This window comes from Mycobacterium sp. PO1 (assembly GCF_017312405.1).
GTDB lineage: Bacteria > Actinomycetota > Actinomycetes > Mycobacteriales > Mycobacteriaceae > Mycobacterium.
Window position 1 is genome coordinate 1 of sequence record NZ_BLTG01000056.1, and the last position, 17,333, is coordinate 17,333.

Here is a 17,333-nt window from a genome sequence, read left to right on the forward strand (position 1 = left end):
CGTTATGCGCTGTATTTGGGCGTGTCTCACTCGGATCCATGCGCCACCCCGTTACAGTGCCCGCAACCCTGACTACAGAAGGGCCGTTGAGGGGGACGCTTCCGGTGGATTTGTACTTCGCTGACTGGTCGCTGGTGTCGCGGCCGGACAGGTTGAAGGCGGTCGGCTCCGACGCCATCTCGACGCCACGAGTGCCCGACGGGACTCCGGTATTGGTGGACAATTCGATGCGCCCGGTGGAACCTTGGTGCACATTCCTGGGGCTGTACTCGCAAAATCTACGTCGGAACTCTGTTGTCTCCTACGCCCGCGACGCGCTCGAATTCGGCCGCTTCCTAGAGACGAGAGGCGTTGGGGTGCTAGATGTCTCGGAGTCCGACCTGGTGGCCTACCGGGCGGACCGATTCGCTTCCGGGGTCTCGCCGCGTTCGTGGGCTCGGCAATTGGTGGTGATTCGAGCTCTCTTCACGTACTTGTACGAAACCGGGCGCAGAGACAGTTTGCCGTGGATTCAGGTCGGTAGCCGGTCGGTGGTGACTCCGCGGATTCCTCGGACTGAGATGGATGTTCGGGCGCTTTCTCACGCGCAGTGGGTCGCGTTGCGCGATGTTGGGTTCGGCGGGGAGTTGCCCACGGGAGAGCTGGATCGCTCCTACCGCGGCAGGTCTACGGTCCGAAACGCGTGCGCCGCCGAGCTGGCACTGACCACGGGGATGAGGCTCACCGAATGGAGCACCCTGCTGGACGTCGAGGTCCGATCGGAGGGGGCTGGCACTTCACTCGTGCTGGAGGCATGCGCGAAGAACGGCCGTCGACGCCGAGTTTATGTTCCGGCATCCACCGTCCAGACAGTTGAGCTGTACCGAAACACGGAACGGAAATCGCTGGTGCGGAAGGCCCAGGCGAGCTTGCGCCGGAAACTGCCGAATATGGCGGTGGTCCACGACGTTGACCTGCCGGCGGGCAAGCTGGTCTACACGCTTAATGGTGACGAGCGGCGCGACGAGTTCGCGACGATTCCGCCAGAGACGCGACGCGTACTGGTGAAGGTGACTCCTGGCGGGATCGAGCCACTGTCGCTGTTCGTCGGTCGAGGCGGCGTGCCGCCATCGCAGCGGCGGTGGCACCAATACTTTGAGGAGGCCAACGACCGGCTGGCGAACTTCGAGGGCCAGGTTCCGATGATGTCGGTGGCGGTCACGCCACATGACTTGCGCCATACGTTTGCCGTGGTGATGTTGCGTAGCTTGCAGGCGCGTGCTGCGCAGCTCGAACGATCGCGTCCCAAGCACGGGTTCGGCACTATCAGCGAGCACATCATTCACAACCCTTTGTTGACTTTGCAGCGTCTGCTCGGGCATGCCAGCCCGTCCACGACGATGGTTTATCTGCGTTATGTCGATGAGTCAGACGAGCTCATTCAACGTGCCTTCGAGTCGTGGAGCGACAACGAACGTGACTACGCCAGTTACGTTCTCGCGCAAATCGAGGCACAACGGCCGTGAACGATTCCGACCGCCAGCCGCGTATTGTGACGTTTCCGCCGGGTGGTCCGCTGAAACAATCTCGAATTGATCCACGCCGGTATGTAGCGACAAGGCTCGTGGCTGAACTGGCTGACGCATGGAAGGAATGCGCCGAGACCGCATCGCTATCACCTGGCACAGTGTCCCGCCAATCCAGCGTGGTTCGTAGTGTCGGGAACTTCCTTACCGCCGACGCGGACAGATTCCTGACATTGTCCGGCGACGGCGCGGACGTGGCCCGGCGGCTACATGATTGGGAATCGGCGATGGTCGCCGAGTTCCCCCCGCCCAGCGTCCGAGCCAAAGACCTGGGCATGGAACTTCGCAATCAGGTCGCCCGCTACCTGCAGTCCAACGGGATCCCCGGAGGTGTGCTGGCGGACTGGGCGAACGGCCAGGTGTTAGACGGACGGCCATGGCAGGAACTCCCTCTCGACGAATTCAGCAACGACGAGCGCCTCCAACTCGAGCAGACCTGCCGGCAGATCGTGCGCGACACAGAGGACCGTCTGACGCGCGGCGACGCCCTACTTCGCGGCGGCCACGATCCGCGGATCCACGGGTGGAACAGCGTGGAGAACGTGCTGTGGGCTTTACGCAACGTGCCCTATAAGGATGAGTTCCACATCCATCTCGCCGGATCACGACGCCAACTGGATCCGCTAGAGATCGACCGCATGTCCGGAGTCTGGCGCGCCGCCGCGCGAATCAAGGCCCCACCACTGCTGACAGCCGTCGGCGCATTCCTGGCTCCCGATGCCGAGTACCTCCTGGCCATCCGGGTGTTACTGCATCTGCAGACCGGATGGTCGCCCGAAGAGAGCGCTCGACTCTGCCGCGAGGACATCGAGTTCGGCGTGGAGTCCGTGCGGGTTCGGGCGACAAAGGCGCGTGCCCAACGGATCCGATGGCACACTCTGGCCTCGCCGCGGGACCAGCCGTGGGGGTGGAAGGCCGGCGACCTTCTGCGGCGAGCTGCCCATGCCATGCGCCACGCCCACGCGCTGACGCCGGATCAACCGCTGTTCTGGGTGACCGGATGCCGGTCTGTCCGTGATCGGCTCGACCACGAGTATCCCCATTACGTGATCCGGGAGCACCACTTCGGAAAACTCAACACGCTGAAGAATCTGATTGAGCGCCACAGCCTCTCGATCAGCCAACCCCACGACATGCGCCGGCTCCGTAAGACGGTCAAGAGCGCACGCGCGGCTCTGCTGGGCACCCTCGCCGGCGCTGCCGGCGACGACCACACCGTCGAGGTCTTCCGCGACCACTACGCGCAAACCACGACCGTTCACACGATCGCCGCCCAGACGGTGCTGCGTGCGCAGCAGAAGGTCCTGCAACGCGCCTCACAGGGACCAACATTCGTGGCCGCGACGGCAGCCGAGGTCGCCGAATCACCGACAGATCCCGAGCTCGCCGAAATTGCCGCCACCGTCGCCGCGGAGACGCCCCCTGAGCAGGAACTGACGATCGCTGCTTGCCGAGATCCCTATGACGCACCGTTCATGGATCAGGGCTCGCTATGCCATGCCTCACCGTCGATGTGCTTGCAATGCCGTAACGCCATCGTGTTCCGCGATCACCTGCCGCGCCTGATCGCCTACCGAGAGGCACTGGACGCCATCGAGAACAACACGCCACCGAGGGTGTTCAGCGAGATCTACGGCCAGCAGAGAGTCAACATCGACGCCATCGTCGCCGAGTTCTTACCCGAGCAGATCGAGGCTGCCCGCCAGGCGGACATCCATCTGCACCGCCCGCTTGGACAAAGGGCCGAACAATGACCAATCCACCCCAGCCGCAGACTTGGCCGGCACTGACAGGCTTCGACCCCGACGAGCCAGTGTTACCTGCTGACCGCCGCGTGACCGACGGGCCTGACCCCCGATTCGGGGACCTCCCGCGCTGGGATCTCACCGCTAGCGGTCTCGCACCGAACCTCAATGCTGCACAGGCACATTTGCGTTTCGATGTGTATCCCGACGGGTGGGTGCCGGTCGCCAAGACCCTCGCGATGGCCATGCTGCAACCGGTCCACCCCGTTGTCAGACAAGCCGGAATCTATCGCTCCAATCGGCCCTACAAATTGAAGTCGATCCGACATGTCCTCACCGAATTGAGATACCTCGCGGAATGGGCCGCCACGGCCGGACTCAGCGAGGAGCTTTCAGCATGGACTCACGCTGACGGTGAGGCCTACCTCGCCTCGCGAAAGGCTCGATCCTTCTCTGCCGGCCGTAGCGCCAACGACCTCCTGCGCCACCTCGGTGATTTCCGGGGACTCCTGCCCAACGGCGGACTCTCCGTCCAGGTCAGCCCGTGGGCTGCGAGATCCAGCGGCGAAGTCAAGACGCCCGTCATCCCGCCGGAGACCTTCTGGCCACTGGTACGCGCCTGCTGGACCTACATCGACACTTTCGCCGCCGACATCACTGCTGCTCGCGATGAAATTACGCTCCTCGATACGCGTGGGCCCAAGTATCGGGAGGTCCGTCCCTCAACACGGGATATCGACGACGCGCTTGACGCCTGGCTGTCATCACCTGAAGCCTTTGTTCCCCTGCACATCTACACCTTGGGACGCGCACGGGCGGGAGACATCAACTGGGACGGCCTGGGTCTCTGCACGACACCTGGATTGAGCGGCACCAACTTCTACGGCAACCGCGGACCTGCTCGGCAACTTCGCGTCCGTCAGGCGATCGGCCAAGGCGTGCCCACTCGATACGGCTACAGCTCGGTCCAACCCGCGGCTGTTGAACGGCCCGACAGCACACACGGACCCTGGATAAGCGGCTTCGACCGCATCATCGTCAGCAAGGAACTCACCCAACTGCGCAACGCCGCATACATTTTCGTCGCGATCATGACGATGATGCGTGACAGCGAAGTTCAAAGCCTCGCCACCGGGGCCATCGGAACACATTACGGCGCCCCCGCCGTCACCAGCACACTGCACAAGATGCAACCACACGGTGGAACACCACAACGCTGGTGGGTAAGCGAACCAGTCGTGACGGCGTTAAAAGTCGCTGAACAAATCACCCTCGACGAGAACCGACTCTTCGGCGCTGTGCGCGAAAGCGTGCACCGCGACTTGACAGGATTCGACCAATACGAACAGATCCGATCGTTCGTCGCGTGGGTCAACGACCATTCACCCCAGAACGGTTTGGAGCGCATTCCCGCGACTCCGCTGGCGCCTCACATGTTTCGCCGCACCATGGCCGTGATCACCGCCAACGAGCCCGACGGCGAAATCGCGTTAGGAATCACGCTCAAACACAATGCCGTTCGCGCACTTGCCAACGCCACAACGAGTGGATACGCGGCGCCCACGCCTGAATGGGCCAAAGAATTCGAACACCACGCCAAGGAAGCGGCCGCCGGGGAACTCGTCGCTGACTGGGCACGTCACGCCCAAGGCGACCACGCTCTGCGCGGCCCCGGCGCAACAACCTTCGCCAACGGCCTCGCCGACATCACCGACCGCGCCAAGACCACCGTCGCCATCGGCAACGAACGCATGCTCCGAGCCCTGCTACGCGACGAATTCGCCACCATCCGACTCGGCACCCTCAACCACTGCCTCGGTGACCCCGCCAAAGCGCTATGCCTGGAAGGCGCATCCGCAGCCGTGAAAGCCGGCGGCCCGATCCCGAGCATGTGTCAACCCGCCACCTGCCGAAACTCGGTCATCACCGACCAACACCTGCCCATCTGGCTGCGCGAGGAATCCGACCTCGTCGACAAGCTCAAGGACAAGAGAATGGCACCCGTCCACCGCCAGCGCCTCGAAACCCAGCTCGCCGACGTCCGCAAAATCACCCACCAGGAGCCGAAGTGACCAGCGTCAGTCCGGCAACCGAGAAGAAGCTCCGCGACGCAATGGAGCGCCTGCTGGCGGGCAAGTCCAATCGGACCGACGGCCGGCTCACGAAAGCCAACTTGCACATCGAAGCCGGCGTCAGCCGCGCAACCATGAACCGTGCCACTGAGGTAATCGCAGACTGGAACGCCAGCGTCGGCAAGGAACCCGCTCCTCGTGACGCCGAGCTCGTTGGACTACAGGCCACGGTCACTGAACTCAAGAAGAGCGTCGCGAGGCTGCGCGAACACAACAGCGACCTCGAACGCAGAAACCGGGCCGCCGTCACCGTGATCGCAGAGCTCAACGCACAGCTTCAGGCCAGTCGGGGCGAGACTCCGATTGGCACCGTCACGCCTATACGGGACCGTGCAGCACGCAGACGAAGGTGATTATCGGCCAACCTCAGCGTTCTGCTGGACCGACGATAACGACTGCCCACTTCTCCTCCGTCTCCTCGCCGGCGTTCGCCAACCCAAGCCCGGCGCGCAACGGGCTTCACCCGCTATACCCGGTCAAAACCGGTCCAAATGGCTCTCTTCCCGATAAGCTCATCTCGCCCATGCACCGAGGTGTCGATTAGCTGTCAGCCAGGAGGTTCGCCCGTGCCCGAGCCGTGGCTGTCAGCCGACGACATTGCTACCCACCTTGGCGTCACCAAGGACACCGTGTACGCCTGGATCGCCGAGAAGGGCATGCCGGCTCACAAGCTGGGGCGCCTGTGGAAGTTCCAGGCAGCCGAGGTCGACGATTGGGTTCGTCGTAACGGGGCTACGGCCGCGGAGGACTGAACGTGCACATCATCGACAACGTCAACGATCTCCTCGGCGACGATCTCAAGGCTGAGGTGCAGGTTGGGTCGAAGCTGCGTATCGCTGCATCGACATTTTCCATCTTCGCGTTTGAGGCGCTGCGCAAGGAGTTGGAGCGAGTCGAAGAGCTCGAGTTCGTCTTCACCTCGCCGTCGTTTGTCGCCGCGGCGGCTACCGATCAGCTGCCCAAGGAACGCCGACAGTTCTTCATTCCGCCGGGGTCCAACGGGGAGTCGTCGCTCTACGGTTCTCAGTTCGAGATCCGTCTGCGCAACAAGCTGACGCAGCGGGCTATCGCGCGTGAATGTGCGGAGTGGGTGCGCCGAAAGGTTCGCTTCCGGTCGAACCGGACTGGTGCACCGATGCAGCAGTTCGCCGTTGTGGATGACAAGGTCGCCTACCAGCCGATCCAGGGGTTCACGTCTGCCGACCTTGGTTACGAGCGTGGGAACGCGGTGTCGAACGTCGTGACCAAGCTCGACGAAGCTCCCATGGCACGGCAATACGCCGCCCTGTTCGATCAGATCTGGAACAACCCCACGCAGCTCGAAGATGTCACCCAAGCGGTGTACGACCACATCGCGAGCGTGTACGCCGAAAACTCACCGGCGCGAATCTATTTCCTGATCCTGTACAACCTGTTCTCGGAGTTTCTCGAAGACGTCAGCGAGGACGTCCTGCCGAATGATCGCACCGGCTACCAGGAAACGCAGGTCTGGCAGAGCCTGTACAACTTCCAGCGGGACGCGGCGACGGGAATCATCAACAAACTGGAGACCTACAACGGCTGCATCCTCGCTGACAGCGTGGGACTCGGGAAGACCTTCACCGCGCTTGCAGTGATCAAGTACTACGAGCTGCGCAACAAGTCTGTCCTGGTGCTTGCACCGAAGAAGCTTGCGGAGAACTGGACCAACTACAACGCCAATCTGACCACCAATATTTTCGCTCGCGACCGGTTCAACTACGACGTCCTTGCTCACACCGATCTTTCCCGCACCAGAGGTGAATCGTTGGGGCTGCGGCTCGACCGAATCAATTGGGGCAACTACGACCTCGTCGTTATCGACGAGTCCCACAACTTCCGCAACGCCGACTACGCAGAAGAAAAAGAGTCGCGCTACCAGCGGCTGATGCGTCAAGTCATCCGCGAGGGCGTGAAGACCAAAGTGCTGATGCTGTCGGCCACACCGGTCAACAACCGCTTCAACGACCTGAAGAACCAACTCCAGCTTGCCTACGAAGGAAGGTCGGAGAACCTAAGCCAGCATCTCAACATCTCGACGACGGTCGAGAAAGTGTTCAGCGACGCGCAGCGCGTCTTCAACGAGTGGTCCAAGCTCGACCCCGAGGCGCGCACCACCGACCGTATCTTGCAGATGCTCGACTTCGACTTCTTCGAACTGCTCGACTCGGTCACCATCGCACGGTCCCGCAAGCACATTCAGGCGTTCTACGACACCACCGAGATCGGCACTTTCCCACAACGGCTCCCGCCGCGGTCGATTCGTGAGCCGCTCTCCGACCTCCCCGATGTGCCCGCATTCAACGAAATCTTCGGACAGCTTCAGGTGCTCACCCTGGCGGTCTACACGCCGCTGGCCTACGTATTCCCAAGCCGGATCGGTAAGTACGAAGATCTCTACAACGTCAAGGGCGGCACTGCGCGCTCCAATATCGGGCAGCTCGGCCGTGAGCAGGGCTTGAAAAAGCTCATGACGGTCAACCTGCTCAAGCGTTTGGAGAGTTCGGTCGAGGCGTTCCGGCTCACCCTCGCCAAAATTGAAGGGGCAGTCGACAACACTCTGATCCGGCTCAAGTCAAGAACGGGATCCTTGAACGACCTCAGCGTCGATTTCTCCGGCCTGGACCTCGATGTCGACGACGAGGATGACGCCAACGTCGAGGCCCTCTCGTTTGGCGAGAAGATAAAGATCGACCTCGACGACATCGACGTAGAATCCTGGCAGCGCGATCTCTGGAACGACCGCGAGACCCTCCGTGAATTACTCGACGAGATGCGCAGGGTCACACCGGATCACGACCTCAAGCTGCGGGAGCTCAAACGACTCATCGAGGACAAGGCCGCCAACCCCCTCAACCCGTTGAATCGCAAGGCACTGATCTTCTCGGCGTTCGCCGACACCGCCGAGTACCTCTACAAACAGCTCGCGCCGGCATTGAGCGACTCCGGGTTACACACCGCGCTCGTCACTGGCGGCGCCCACGCCGCGAAAACAACGCTGGGGACCGGCTACGACTTCCAGCAGGTCCTGACGTTGTTCTCGCCGAAGTCCAAACAACGCCACCTCACCATGCCCAAAGACACCGGCGAACTCGATGTGCTGATCGGCACCGACGTCATCAGCGAAGGCCAAAACCTCCAGGACTGTGACTATCTCGTCAACTACGACATTCATTGGAACCCGGTACGGATCATCCAACGATTCGGCCGCATCGACCGCATCGGCTCGACCAACGCCCAGATCCAGCTCGTGAACTTCTGGCCCGACATCTCCCTCGACGAATACATCAACCTAAAGGAACGCGTCGAGAACCGCATGGTCATCGCCGACCTCGCCGGCACCGCCGACGACAATGTCCTCACCCTTGAAGGCAGCGATGCCGCGTTCCGGAAGGAGCAGCTCCGCAAACTCCAAGACGAAGTCATCGAACTCGAAGATGTCCGCACCGGTGTGTCCATCACCGATCTCGGTCTCAACGACTTCCGCATGGACCTGCTGGGATACCTCAAGGAGTCCGGCGATCTGGCCACCGCGCCGAAGGGACTTCACGCCGTGCTCCCCGCAGACCCCTCAAGAGGCCTCCACCCCGGTGTGCTGTTCGCGCTGCGCAACGTCGACGCCAACGAGAACATCAATCGGGGCAACCGGCTTCACCCGCACTACCTGGTCTACCTCGACGACAACGGCAACGTCATCGCCGACCACACAGAGGCCAAACACCTGCTCGACCTGATTCGCACAGGATGCCGGCCCCATGAGGAACCCGTCACCGAGGTCACCCGCGTCTTCAACGCGGCCACGCACGAAGGTGCAGAGATGGGCAAGTACTCCGAATTGCTCACCGCAGCAATCCGATCCATGATCGACGTCACCGAAGAACGCGACATCGACAGCCTCTTCAGCGGAGGACACACGACCGCGCTCACCCAGGCAATCGCCGGCCTCGACGACTTCGAACTCACCGCATTCATCGCGATCGTCGACACCACCGAAGGAACCACATGACGGCCCTGCTCTACCGCTGGCCCGTCGCCGCCAAATTCGGTCGTACCGTCCCGAAGACCAAGTTCTACGAACACGGCACCGTCCCCAGTGCGGTGCGTGACAAATTCGTCACCGAGGTCCAGCGCATCACCTGGGCCTACAAGCTCGCCCAATCCACCATCAACCTGCCCGGCAACGCAGACGTCCCCGAAATCCAAGTCTTCCAGATCGATACAAAGGGCGACGATGTTGGCGAGTCCGTGCTCGCCGCCATCGACAAAGCGGTCAAGACCCCCATCATCTTCGAGATAGTCACGGGCGAAGGCGACGACCAGCGAGTCCGGATGGCTGCATCGCACAAACAGGCCGGCCCCGCTACGCCGAAGCTCGGCGCCTACTACACGACCGACTGGCAACCCCAGGACGCAGAGCGACAGCCACTACCCACAGCGATCAGCCTGCCGTCCCTGTACACCGCACTCCTTACGCCGCTGACCCCGGTATCAGCACGGCCAGGAGAGGAATTGTCAGACGTTGCTGCCAGACTCCAGGCCGTGCGCAAGCTCGAACGCGAGGTCGCCTCCCTTGAGCGCAAACTCCGCGCCGAGCCGCAACTCAACCGCAAGGTGGAGCTTCGGCGCGCCCTGAAAACGAAGCAAGCAGAACTGGAACAGCAGAGGTAGCAGGTGGAGAAACTTCGCATGACATCGCCCGACATGACCGAGGCCAATATTGACAAGCTCGCCGAGCTGTTCCCCAACGTCATCACCGAGAAGCTCGACGCCGAGGGGAATCCCAAGAAGGCCGTCGACTTCGACCTGCTGCGCCAGGAACTGTCAGATCATGTTGTCGAAGGCCCGCAGGAACGTTACCAACTCGACTGGCCCGGCAAGCGCGCAGCGTTGTTCATCGCTAACGCACCCATTGCGAAGACTCTTCGGCCCGCGCGTGAGGAGTCGGTCGACTTCGACGATGCGCATAACCTGTTCATTGAGGGCGATAGCCTCGATGCGCTCAAACTCCTCCAGGAGTCGTATCTCGGAAGAGCGGATGTGATCTACGTTGATCCGCCCTACAACTCCGGCGCTGATTGGGTCTACGCCGACGACTTCGCTGAGACGGCGGCCGAGTATCTGCTGCGCTCGGGCCAAGTGGATGGGCGCGGGGCTCGGCTAGTCGCGAATACCGAAGCGAACGGGAGATTTCACTCCGACTGGCTGAGCATGATGTATCCCCGATTGAAGCTGGCGCGCAACCTACTTTCGGAGACTGGCGTGCTCATCGCCGCGATCGATGATCGTGAGCACTCTGGGCTCAAGCAATTACTCGATCAGGTCTTTGGCGCTCAGAACTTCCTCGCGAATATCGTTTGGCAGGGCCGAGCGAAGAATGACGCGCGCTTTGCTGGGGGCGGCTTGGACTACATGCTCGTCTACGGTCGTGACCGGAATCGACTAATTGCCGACGACGTGCGCTGGAAGGAACCGAAAAGCGGCTATGGGCTGGTCGTCGCGGCAGTGCGTGATGCGTGGGCGCGTTCGGGCGAGGACGCTGCGAGGGCTACGGCAATTCTGCGTGAGTGGTGGAAGTCCAAGCCGGAGACTGAAAAGGGGCTCCAGTCGTACACCGAGATCGATGAATCTGGTCGCGCATTCCTCCGTGGACCACTCGCGAGTCCGAACCCCCGGGCGAATCTCCAGTACGAGCTACTCCATCCAGTTACAGGACGGCCTGTTCCGATGCACGAGAATGGCTGGCGCTACTCGCGGGAAACGATGGATCAGATGCTGGCAGAAGGACGAATCATCTTCGGTCCTGACGAGACGACGACACCGCGCCGCAAGATGTATCTGGACGAGCAGGAAGATCAGGCGATTCGTTCGCTCGTCGTACAGGAGCGTGCGAGTGCGACGGGAGCTTTGATCGATCTGATGGGCGCCGACGTCTTTGACAACCCCAAGGACATCGGCGTGCTGTGCAAGTGGATTAACGCCGTAACTCAAGGCAAGAAGGACGCTATGGTCCTCGACTTCTTTGGAGGTTCCGGTTCCACAGGGCACGCGGTGATGGCGCTGAATGCCCTCGATGGGGGACACCGGCGTTTCATCCTGGTTCAGCTTGATGAATCGGTGGCAGAGAGCTCAGGTGCAGCCCAGGCCGGATACACGACGATTGCGGAAGTAGCGAAGGAACGACTGCGGCGGGCGGGGGCCAAGCTCGTCGACGAGGCCGGGATTCTCGCGGACTCTGTCGCTCCAGGGTTTCGAGTTCTCAAGGTGGACACAACAAACTTGACGGACGTGCTGCGTACTCCCGACGAGACTGAGCAACAGACCCTTTCCGGCTTAGGGGACAGCGTGAAGCCGGACCGCTCGGGTGAGGATCTGCTGTTCCAGGTGTTGCTCGACTGGGGTCTCGAACTGACGATGCCCATCAGCGTGGAGAAGCTCGAGGGCCATGAGGTCTACCTCGTCGAGGACGACGCTCTCGTCGCCTGTTTCGATTCGGAAGTGAGCCCGGAGCTGGTGCGGGCGATCGCGAAGCGTGAGCCGCTGCGGGCGGTATTCCGCGACTCCGGTTTCGCCTCCGACGACGCTCGGATCAATGCGGAACAGATCTTCCATGAGATCTCCCCGGCGACGGATGTGAAGGCCATCTGACACTGATGAAGCTTCAGTTCAAGATTCAGCAGTATCAGACCGATGCCGTGGACGCGGTTGTCGAGGTCTTCGCCGGACAGCCGAAACATGATGGTGTTTCCTATCGGATCGATCCGGGCAGGGCGAAGCCGGCCACGGCTCCGATGCTTTTTGACCCGAGTGCGACTTCGGACTCGGGTCTGCGAAATGCCGAGATCGCGTTGACACCAACGCAGCGGCTAGAGAACGTTCAGCACGTTCAACGGTCGCGAAACCTGCCGCTGTCGGACAAGCTGGTGGACAGCAAAGCCGCTCCGGGTGCTCCTAATCTCGACGTCGAGATGGAAACCGGTACCGGTAAGACCTACGTCTACATCAAAACGATCATGGAACTGCACAAGCGGTACGGCTGGTCGAAATTCATCATCGTCGTCCCGTCGGTCGCAATTCGCGAGGGGGTGAAGAAGTCAATCGATTTGACGGCCGAGCACTTCCAGCAGACGTACGGCAGTAAGCCTCGGTCGTTCATCTACAACTCTGCCCAGCTGCATGAGTTGGAGCGGTTCAGCTCGGACGCCGGGGTGCAGGTGATGATCATCAACATTCAGGCGTTCAATTCGACGAGCAAGGATAACCGCCGCATCTACGACGAACTCGACGACTTCCAGTCGCGGCGTCCCATCGATGTCATCAGCGCAAACCGTCCCATCGTGATCATCGACGAACCGCAAAAGATCAGTGCACCAAAGTCATTGGAAGCACTGTCGCGATTCAATGCACTCATGGTGCTGCGCTACTCGGCAACTCACAAGGTCGAGCACACCAAAGTTCACCGCCTCGACGCGCTCGATGCCTACAACCAGAAGTTGGTCAAGAAGATTGCGGTGCGAGGCATCACTGTGAAGGGATTGGCCGGCACGACGGCTTACCTGTACCTCGATGCCATCGAGATCGCCAAGGGCGCAAAACCGCGGGCCCGCGTGGAGATCGAGGTACAGACCAAAGGTGGGCCGATCGCGCGCCAGGTTAAGCGCCTTGATGTGCGTACCAACCTCCATGACATCTCCAATGGCATCGAGGCGTACAAGGGCCTCTTCATCACCGACATCGACGCCAACCGCGACGTCATCGAACTCAGCAACGGTGATGTCGTCATCGCTGGACAGCTCTCTGACCGTGACGTCACCGAAGAAGCCAAGCGCCGCATTCAGATCCGTGAGGTGATTCGGGCGCACCTCGATAAGGAACGGGAGCTGTTCACCCAAGGCGTTAAGGTGCTATCGCTGTTCTTCATTGACGAGGTGGCGAAGTACCGCGATTACGACCGCGAGGACACGCTCGGCGACTATGCCCGGACCTTCGAGGAGGAGTACGCCGCGATCGTCGATGAGACTCTCGGCGAGCTCGAGTTCGACGTCGCATCCGCGGCATACCGGGCGTATCTTCGCCGCGACAACGTGCATGCCGTGCACGAGGGCTACTTCTCGATCGACAAGAAGACCAGGCATGCGGTCGACGGGCCAGTGCACACGACAGGTGACGAAAAGGGCCAATCCAAGGACGTCGACGCCTACGACCTGATCCTCAAGGACAAGGAGCGGTTGTTATCGCTGGCCGAGCCGGTTCGCTTCATCTTTTCCCACTCCGCCCTTCGGGAAGGCTGGGACAACCCCAACGTCTTCGTGATGGGCATGCTCAAGAAAAGCGATAACACCGTATCGCGGCGACAAGAGATCGGCCGCGGCCTGCGCTTGGCCGTCGACCAACATGGCGAACGTATGGACAACCCCGTCACGGTGCACGACATCAACGAGTTGACAGTTGTCACCGACGAGTCCTACACCGACTTCGTCGCAGGACTACAAAAGGAAATCTCCGACTCGCTGGCTGCGCGGCCACGCAAGGCAAGCGTGAAGTTCTTCACCGGCAAGACAATTCAGACCGAAGACGGCGAGTCGCTAGTCGAGGAAGCCCTCGCGCAGGCGCTCTATAAGTACCTGATCAAGAACGACTACCTGAACGAGGATGACACGCTTTCCGACGAGTACAAGGCAGCGAAAGAGGCTGGCACCCTGGCAGAGCCGACATCCGAGGCCCTGAAACCCGTGCTCAAGTTTCTGTTGCCCTTGGTCGACTCGCTGAACATCGATGTCCCGGCCCCAACCGACGACCGCAAGCCCAAGAAGATCCCGCTCAATGAGGCCAACTTCGCCAAGAAAGAGTTCCAGGCCCTGTGGCGCCGGATCAACCAGAAGGCCGTCTATCAGGTCGAGTTCGACTCATCCGAGCTCGTCACCAAGTGCATTCACGCACTCGACAAGCATCTCAAGGTCGCCGCGATGCAATACGTGGTCCAAGCTGGCACGCAGCGCGACGCCCTCGAAGCTGACGACCTCACCAGCGGCGCCGGGTTCGACGTGGCCAGCACTACAACCCACACCGCGACGGTGTCGGCCGCGTCCCAGGTCAGGTACGACCTACTCGGTGAAATCACGGAAAAAACTCAGCTCACCCGTCGTACGGCGGCGGCAATCCTCAGCGGAGTCACCCCGGAGACGTTTGCCAAATTCCGGCTCAATCCGGAGCAGTTCATCACCGAGGCCGCCCGACTCATCAACGAGCAGAAGGCAACAGCGATCGTCGAGCACCTGACCTACGACGCGCTCGAAGACCGTTTCGACACAGCGATTTTCACAGAGAACCAGACCAAGCAGGACCTCACCCACGCTGGCAACAAGCTGACCAAGCACATCTACGACTACGTCGTCACAGACTCCAAGGTCGAGCGCGACTTTGTCACCGAGCTCGATACCAGTCAGGAGGTTGCCGTCTACGCGAAGCTGCCACGCGGATTCTTCATTCCGACCCCCGTAGGTGACTACAACCCAGACTGGGCCATCGCGTTCACCGAGGGAACGGTCAAACACATCTACTTCGTCGCCGAGACCAAAGGCTCACTCTCGTCGCTTCAGCTCAAAGGAGTCGAGGACGCGAAGATCGAATGCGCCCGGAAGTTCTTCGCGTCGCTGAACGAGAAGAACGGCGAGAACGTCAAGTACGAGGTTGTCACCGACTACACCGAGCTGATGCAGCTCGTGACGACATGATCAGGGGTGTGTCCAAATGACGGAAAAGATGCTGGGATCTGTGGGCATCGTCGATTGCTGGCAATGCGAGATATCAGAACGTGTCGAATTGGTCTGCCAACGGCGCTGTGGGTGCTCGACCACGTGGCTCTTCTGACGATGGGAGGCAAGCCACCAGTATTCGGATTCTGCGACGGCCATCTTGTCGGTGCTCCCCGGTAAACTTCGCTGGTGATTTCACCGGCCAACCGGGCGCGGTGACGACACGCTCACCGAGGAGCACCGTGGCAGACACCAAGGTCATTTTCATCGCCTTCGCGATCGAGGACGAGCGTCAAAGGGACTTCCTGAAGGGTCAGTCCCTGCACCCCCGCACGCCCTTCGAGTTCATCGACATGTCGGTCAAGCAACCGTACGAGTCCGAGTGGAAAGACAAAGTGCGGACGCGGATCCGTCGCTCGGACGGAGTGATCGTGCTGGTGAGCAAGAACTCACTGACGTCCTCGGGGCAGAAGTGGGAGATCCAGTGCGCCAAAGATGAGGGCAAGCCGATCCGGGGGATCTGGGCGTATAAAGACGACCGCACCAACATTTCGGGGGTGCCCACGTACACGTGGAGCGATGAAAACATCAGCAACTTCATCGACTCCCTGTAGGTCGTCGTGCGGAAGGCGCTGATCGTCGGAATCGACCACTACCCATACATTGGGGACCTCAGCGGGGCGGTCAACGATGCCCACGCTGTGAAGAACGTTCTCGAGCGGAATGCCGACGGCACGCTGAATTTCCCCACCCCGCACCTGCTGGTCGGGACCGGCCCTGGGGCCGAGGTTACTAGGCTCGAACTCAAGGAATCGGTCCGGAAGCTTTTCGCCGATGACGCCGATATAGCACTCTTCTTCTTTGCCGGTCACGGATACATCGAAGACACCGGAGGCTTCCTTTGTGCCAGCGACTGCCAGTCAGGCGACGACGGTCTGTCGCTGGCAGAACTAATGTCCTTGGCCAACTCGTCGAAGGCAAAGAATAAGGTCATCATCCTGGACAGTTGTCACGCGGGCATTGCGGGAACAAGCGCCCTCAGCCAGAACGTTGCCGAGATTTCCGATGGTGTCACTATTCTCACCGCGTCGACCGCTGACCAGTACGCGATGGAGACGCCCGGAGGTGGATCAGGCGTTTTCACGAGCCTGTTCGTCGACGCTCTCAGTGGAGCTGCCGCGAACCTCGTAGGAGCAATTACTCCTGGAAGCGTCTATGCGCACATCGACCAATCGCTTGGGCCTTGGGCGCAACGCCCAGTTTTCAAGACCAACGTAAAGACCTTCATCTCATTGCGGGAGGCTACTGCGCCAATTGAACTGGCTGAGCTGCAGCAGCTGACTGACATATTCCCCTCTCCTACAACCGTATTCAGCCTCGATCCCAGCTACGAGCCGCACCGCTCCGGCTTCGAAGATCCTTCGGTTCCAGCGCCCGATCCGGCCCACACGGCTGTCTTCGCGGTACTGCAAAACTATGTCAAGGTCAACCTCGTGAGGCCCGTCGGTGCCCCACACATGTGGCACGCGGCGATGGGGTCACACGGCTGCGAGCTGACTGTACTTGGCCAGCACTATTGGAAACTCGTCGACGACGGCCTCATCTGATGTCCACCGAAAGAGATGTCCAGGCACGTCTGGACACGCCCGAACTCATGGAAAAGCTCGCCGCTATCGAGCATGAACGATGGGCTCATTGGCAGCAATACATGCATGACCAGTGCCAGCGTGCGAAGGACGGGTCTTTGATCATCCCCGCTCATTTAGCAAAGCGTTGGCAAACCCAGATCGAGACCCCCTACGAGAACTTGAGCGATTCGGAGAAGGATAGTGATCGTGAACAGGTGAGGCGCTACTTGCCGATCATCGGTGCGGCCATCAAGGCGCCCGCTGCGGAGGGGTAGGCGGCGCGATGCCCAGAGCTTCATGGAGACGTTGAAGCAGCAAGTTGACAATTACATGGAGGAAGCCAAGCGGGACAGAAGGAGGCTGGCTTCAAAGACAACACCCTGGGACAAGCCATCATCAACGAAGGAGCTGAAACGGCAAACCCCAGGATTCGCTCGCCTGACCTTGATTCGCCGGCATTGCTGTCTCGTGAGACGCCAAAATTTCGCATAAA

At 60.8% G+C, this 17,333-nt stretch carries 12 protein-coding genes; all 12 read left to right on the forward strand.

Annotated features, from left to right (window positions below; genetic code table 11):
* Positions 1-104 precede the first annotated feature (104 nt).
* The 12 genes from J3476_RS18805 to J3476_RS18860 all read left to right on the forward strand — a co-directional run bounded on the left by J3476_RS18805 (position 105) and on the right by J3476_RS18860 (position 17,115).
* Positions 105-1,505, forward strand: coding sequence for a tyrosine-type recombinase/integrase (locus tag J3476_RS18805; RefSeq protein ID WP_236741616.1), 1,401 nt, complete (start codon positions 105-107; stop codon positions 1,503-1,505).
* Entirely contained in the window at positions 1,502-3,319 is a 1,818-nt protein-coding gene (locus J3476_RS18810; protein ID WP_207067911.1) for a hypothetical protein, read from the forward strand. The genes J3476_RS18805 and J3476_RS18810 overlap by 4 nt, the downstream gene beginning before the upstream one ends.
* Positions 3,316-5,382, forward strand: a complete 2,067-nt coding sequence (locus J3476_RS18815) for a hypothetical protein (RefSeq protein ID WP_143772577.1) — start codon at positions 3,316-3,318, stop codon at positions 5,380-5,382. The genes J3476_RS18810 and J3476_RS18815 overlap by 4 nt, the downstream gene beginning before the upstream one ends.
* A complete protein-coding gene (locus J3476_RS18820; RefSeq protein WP_143772578.1) occupies positions 5,379-5,795 on the forward strand; it encodes a hypothetical protein in 417 nt (138 codons plus the stop codon). The genes J3476_RS18815 and J3476_RS18820 overlap by 4 nt, the downstream gene beginning before the upstream one ends.
* A gap of 213 nt (positions 5,796-6,008) precedes the next feature.
* Entirely contained in the window at positions 6,009-6,194 is a 186-nt protein-coding gene (locus J3476_RS18825) for a helix-turn-helix domain-containing protein (protein WP_052525842.1), read from the forward strand.
* A 2-nt stretch (positions 6,195-6,196) separates the two neighbouring features.
* Entirely contained in the window at positions 6,197-9,466 is a 3,270-nt protein-coding gene (locus J3476_RS18830; RefSeq protein ID WP_143772579.1) for a helicase-related protein, read from the forward strand.
* Complete coding sequence (locus J3476_RS18835) at positions 9,463-10,128, forward strand: DUF4391 domain-containing protein (RefSeq protein WP_143772580.1); 666 nt, start codon at positions 9,463-9,465, stop codon at positions 10,126-10,128. Before J3476_RS18830 ends, J3476_RS18835 begins: the two co-directional genes overlap by 4 nt.
* An 18-nt stretch (positions 10,129-10,146) precedes the next feature.
* Entirely contained in the window at positions 10,147-12,105 is a 1,959-nt protein-coding gene (locus J3476_RS18840) for a site-specific DNA-methyltransferase (RefSeq protein WP_143772581.1), read from the forward strand.
* A gap of 5 nt (positions 12,106-12,110) precedes the next feature.
* Positions 12,111-15,191, forward strand: coding sequence for a type III restriction-modification system endonuclease (locus J3476_RS18845; RefSeq protein WP_207067912.1), 3,081 nt, complete (start codon positions 12,111-12,113; stop codon positions 15,189-15,191).
* A gap of 263 nt (positions 15,192-15,454) precedes the next feature.
* A complete protein-coding gene (locus tag J3476_RS18850; RefSeq protein ID WP_143773404.1) occupies positions 15,455-15,826 on the forward strand; it encodes a TIR domain-containing protein in 372 nt (123 codons plus the stop codon).
* 6 nt (positions 15,827-15,832) lie between these two features.
* Positions 15,833-16,819 (forward strand): caspase family protein, encoded by a 987-nt coding sequence (locus tag J3476_RS18855; protein ID WP_143773405.1) that lies wholly within the window; start codon positions 15,833-15,835, stop codon positions 16,817-16,819.
* Positions 16,819-17,115: a hypothetical protein gene (locus tag J3476_RS18860; RefSeq protein ID WP_143773406.1), complete on the forward strand. Its 297-nt coding sequence runs from the start codon at positions 16,819-16,821 to the stop codon at positions 17,113-17,115. The genes J3476_RS18855 and J3476_RS18860 overlap by 1 nt, the downstream gene beginning before the upstream one ends.
* Positions 17,116-17,333: the final 218 nt, after the last annotated feature.

Coding starts and splice junctions, on each gene's coding strand:
- J3476_RS18815 (WP_143772577.1), top strand. CDS start 3,316: ATGACCAATCCACCCCAGCCGCAGACTTGGCCGGCACTGACAGGCTTC.
- J3476_RS18835 (WP_143772580.1), top strand. CDS start 9,463: ATGACGGCCCTGCTCTACCGCTGGCCCGTCGCCGCCAAATTCGGTCGT.
- J3476_RS18840 (WP_143772581.1), top strand. CDS start 10,147: ATGACATCGCCCGACATGACCGAGGCCAATATTGACAAGCTCGCCGAG.
- J3476_RS18845 (WP_207067912.1), top strand. CDS start 12,111: ATGAAGCTTCAGTTCAAGATTCAGCAGTATCAGACCGATGCCGTGGAC.
- J3476_RS18860 (WP_143773406.1), top strand. CDS start 16,819: ATGTCCACCGAAAGAGATGTCCAGGCACGTCTGGACACGCCCGAACTC.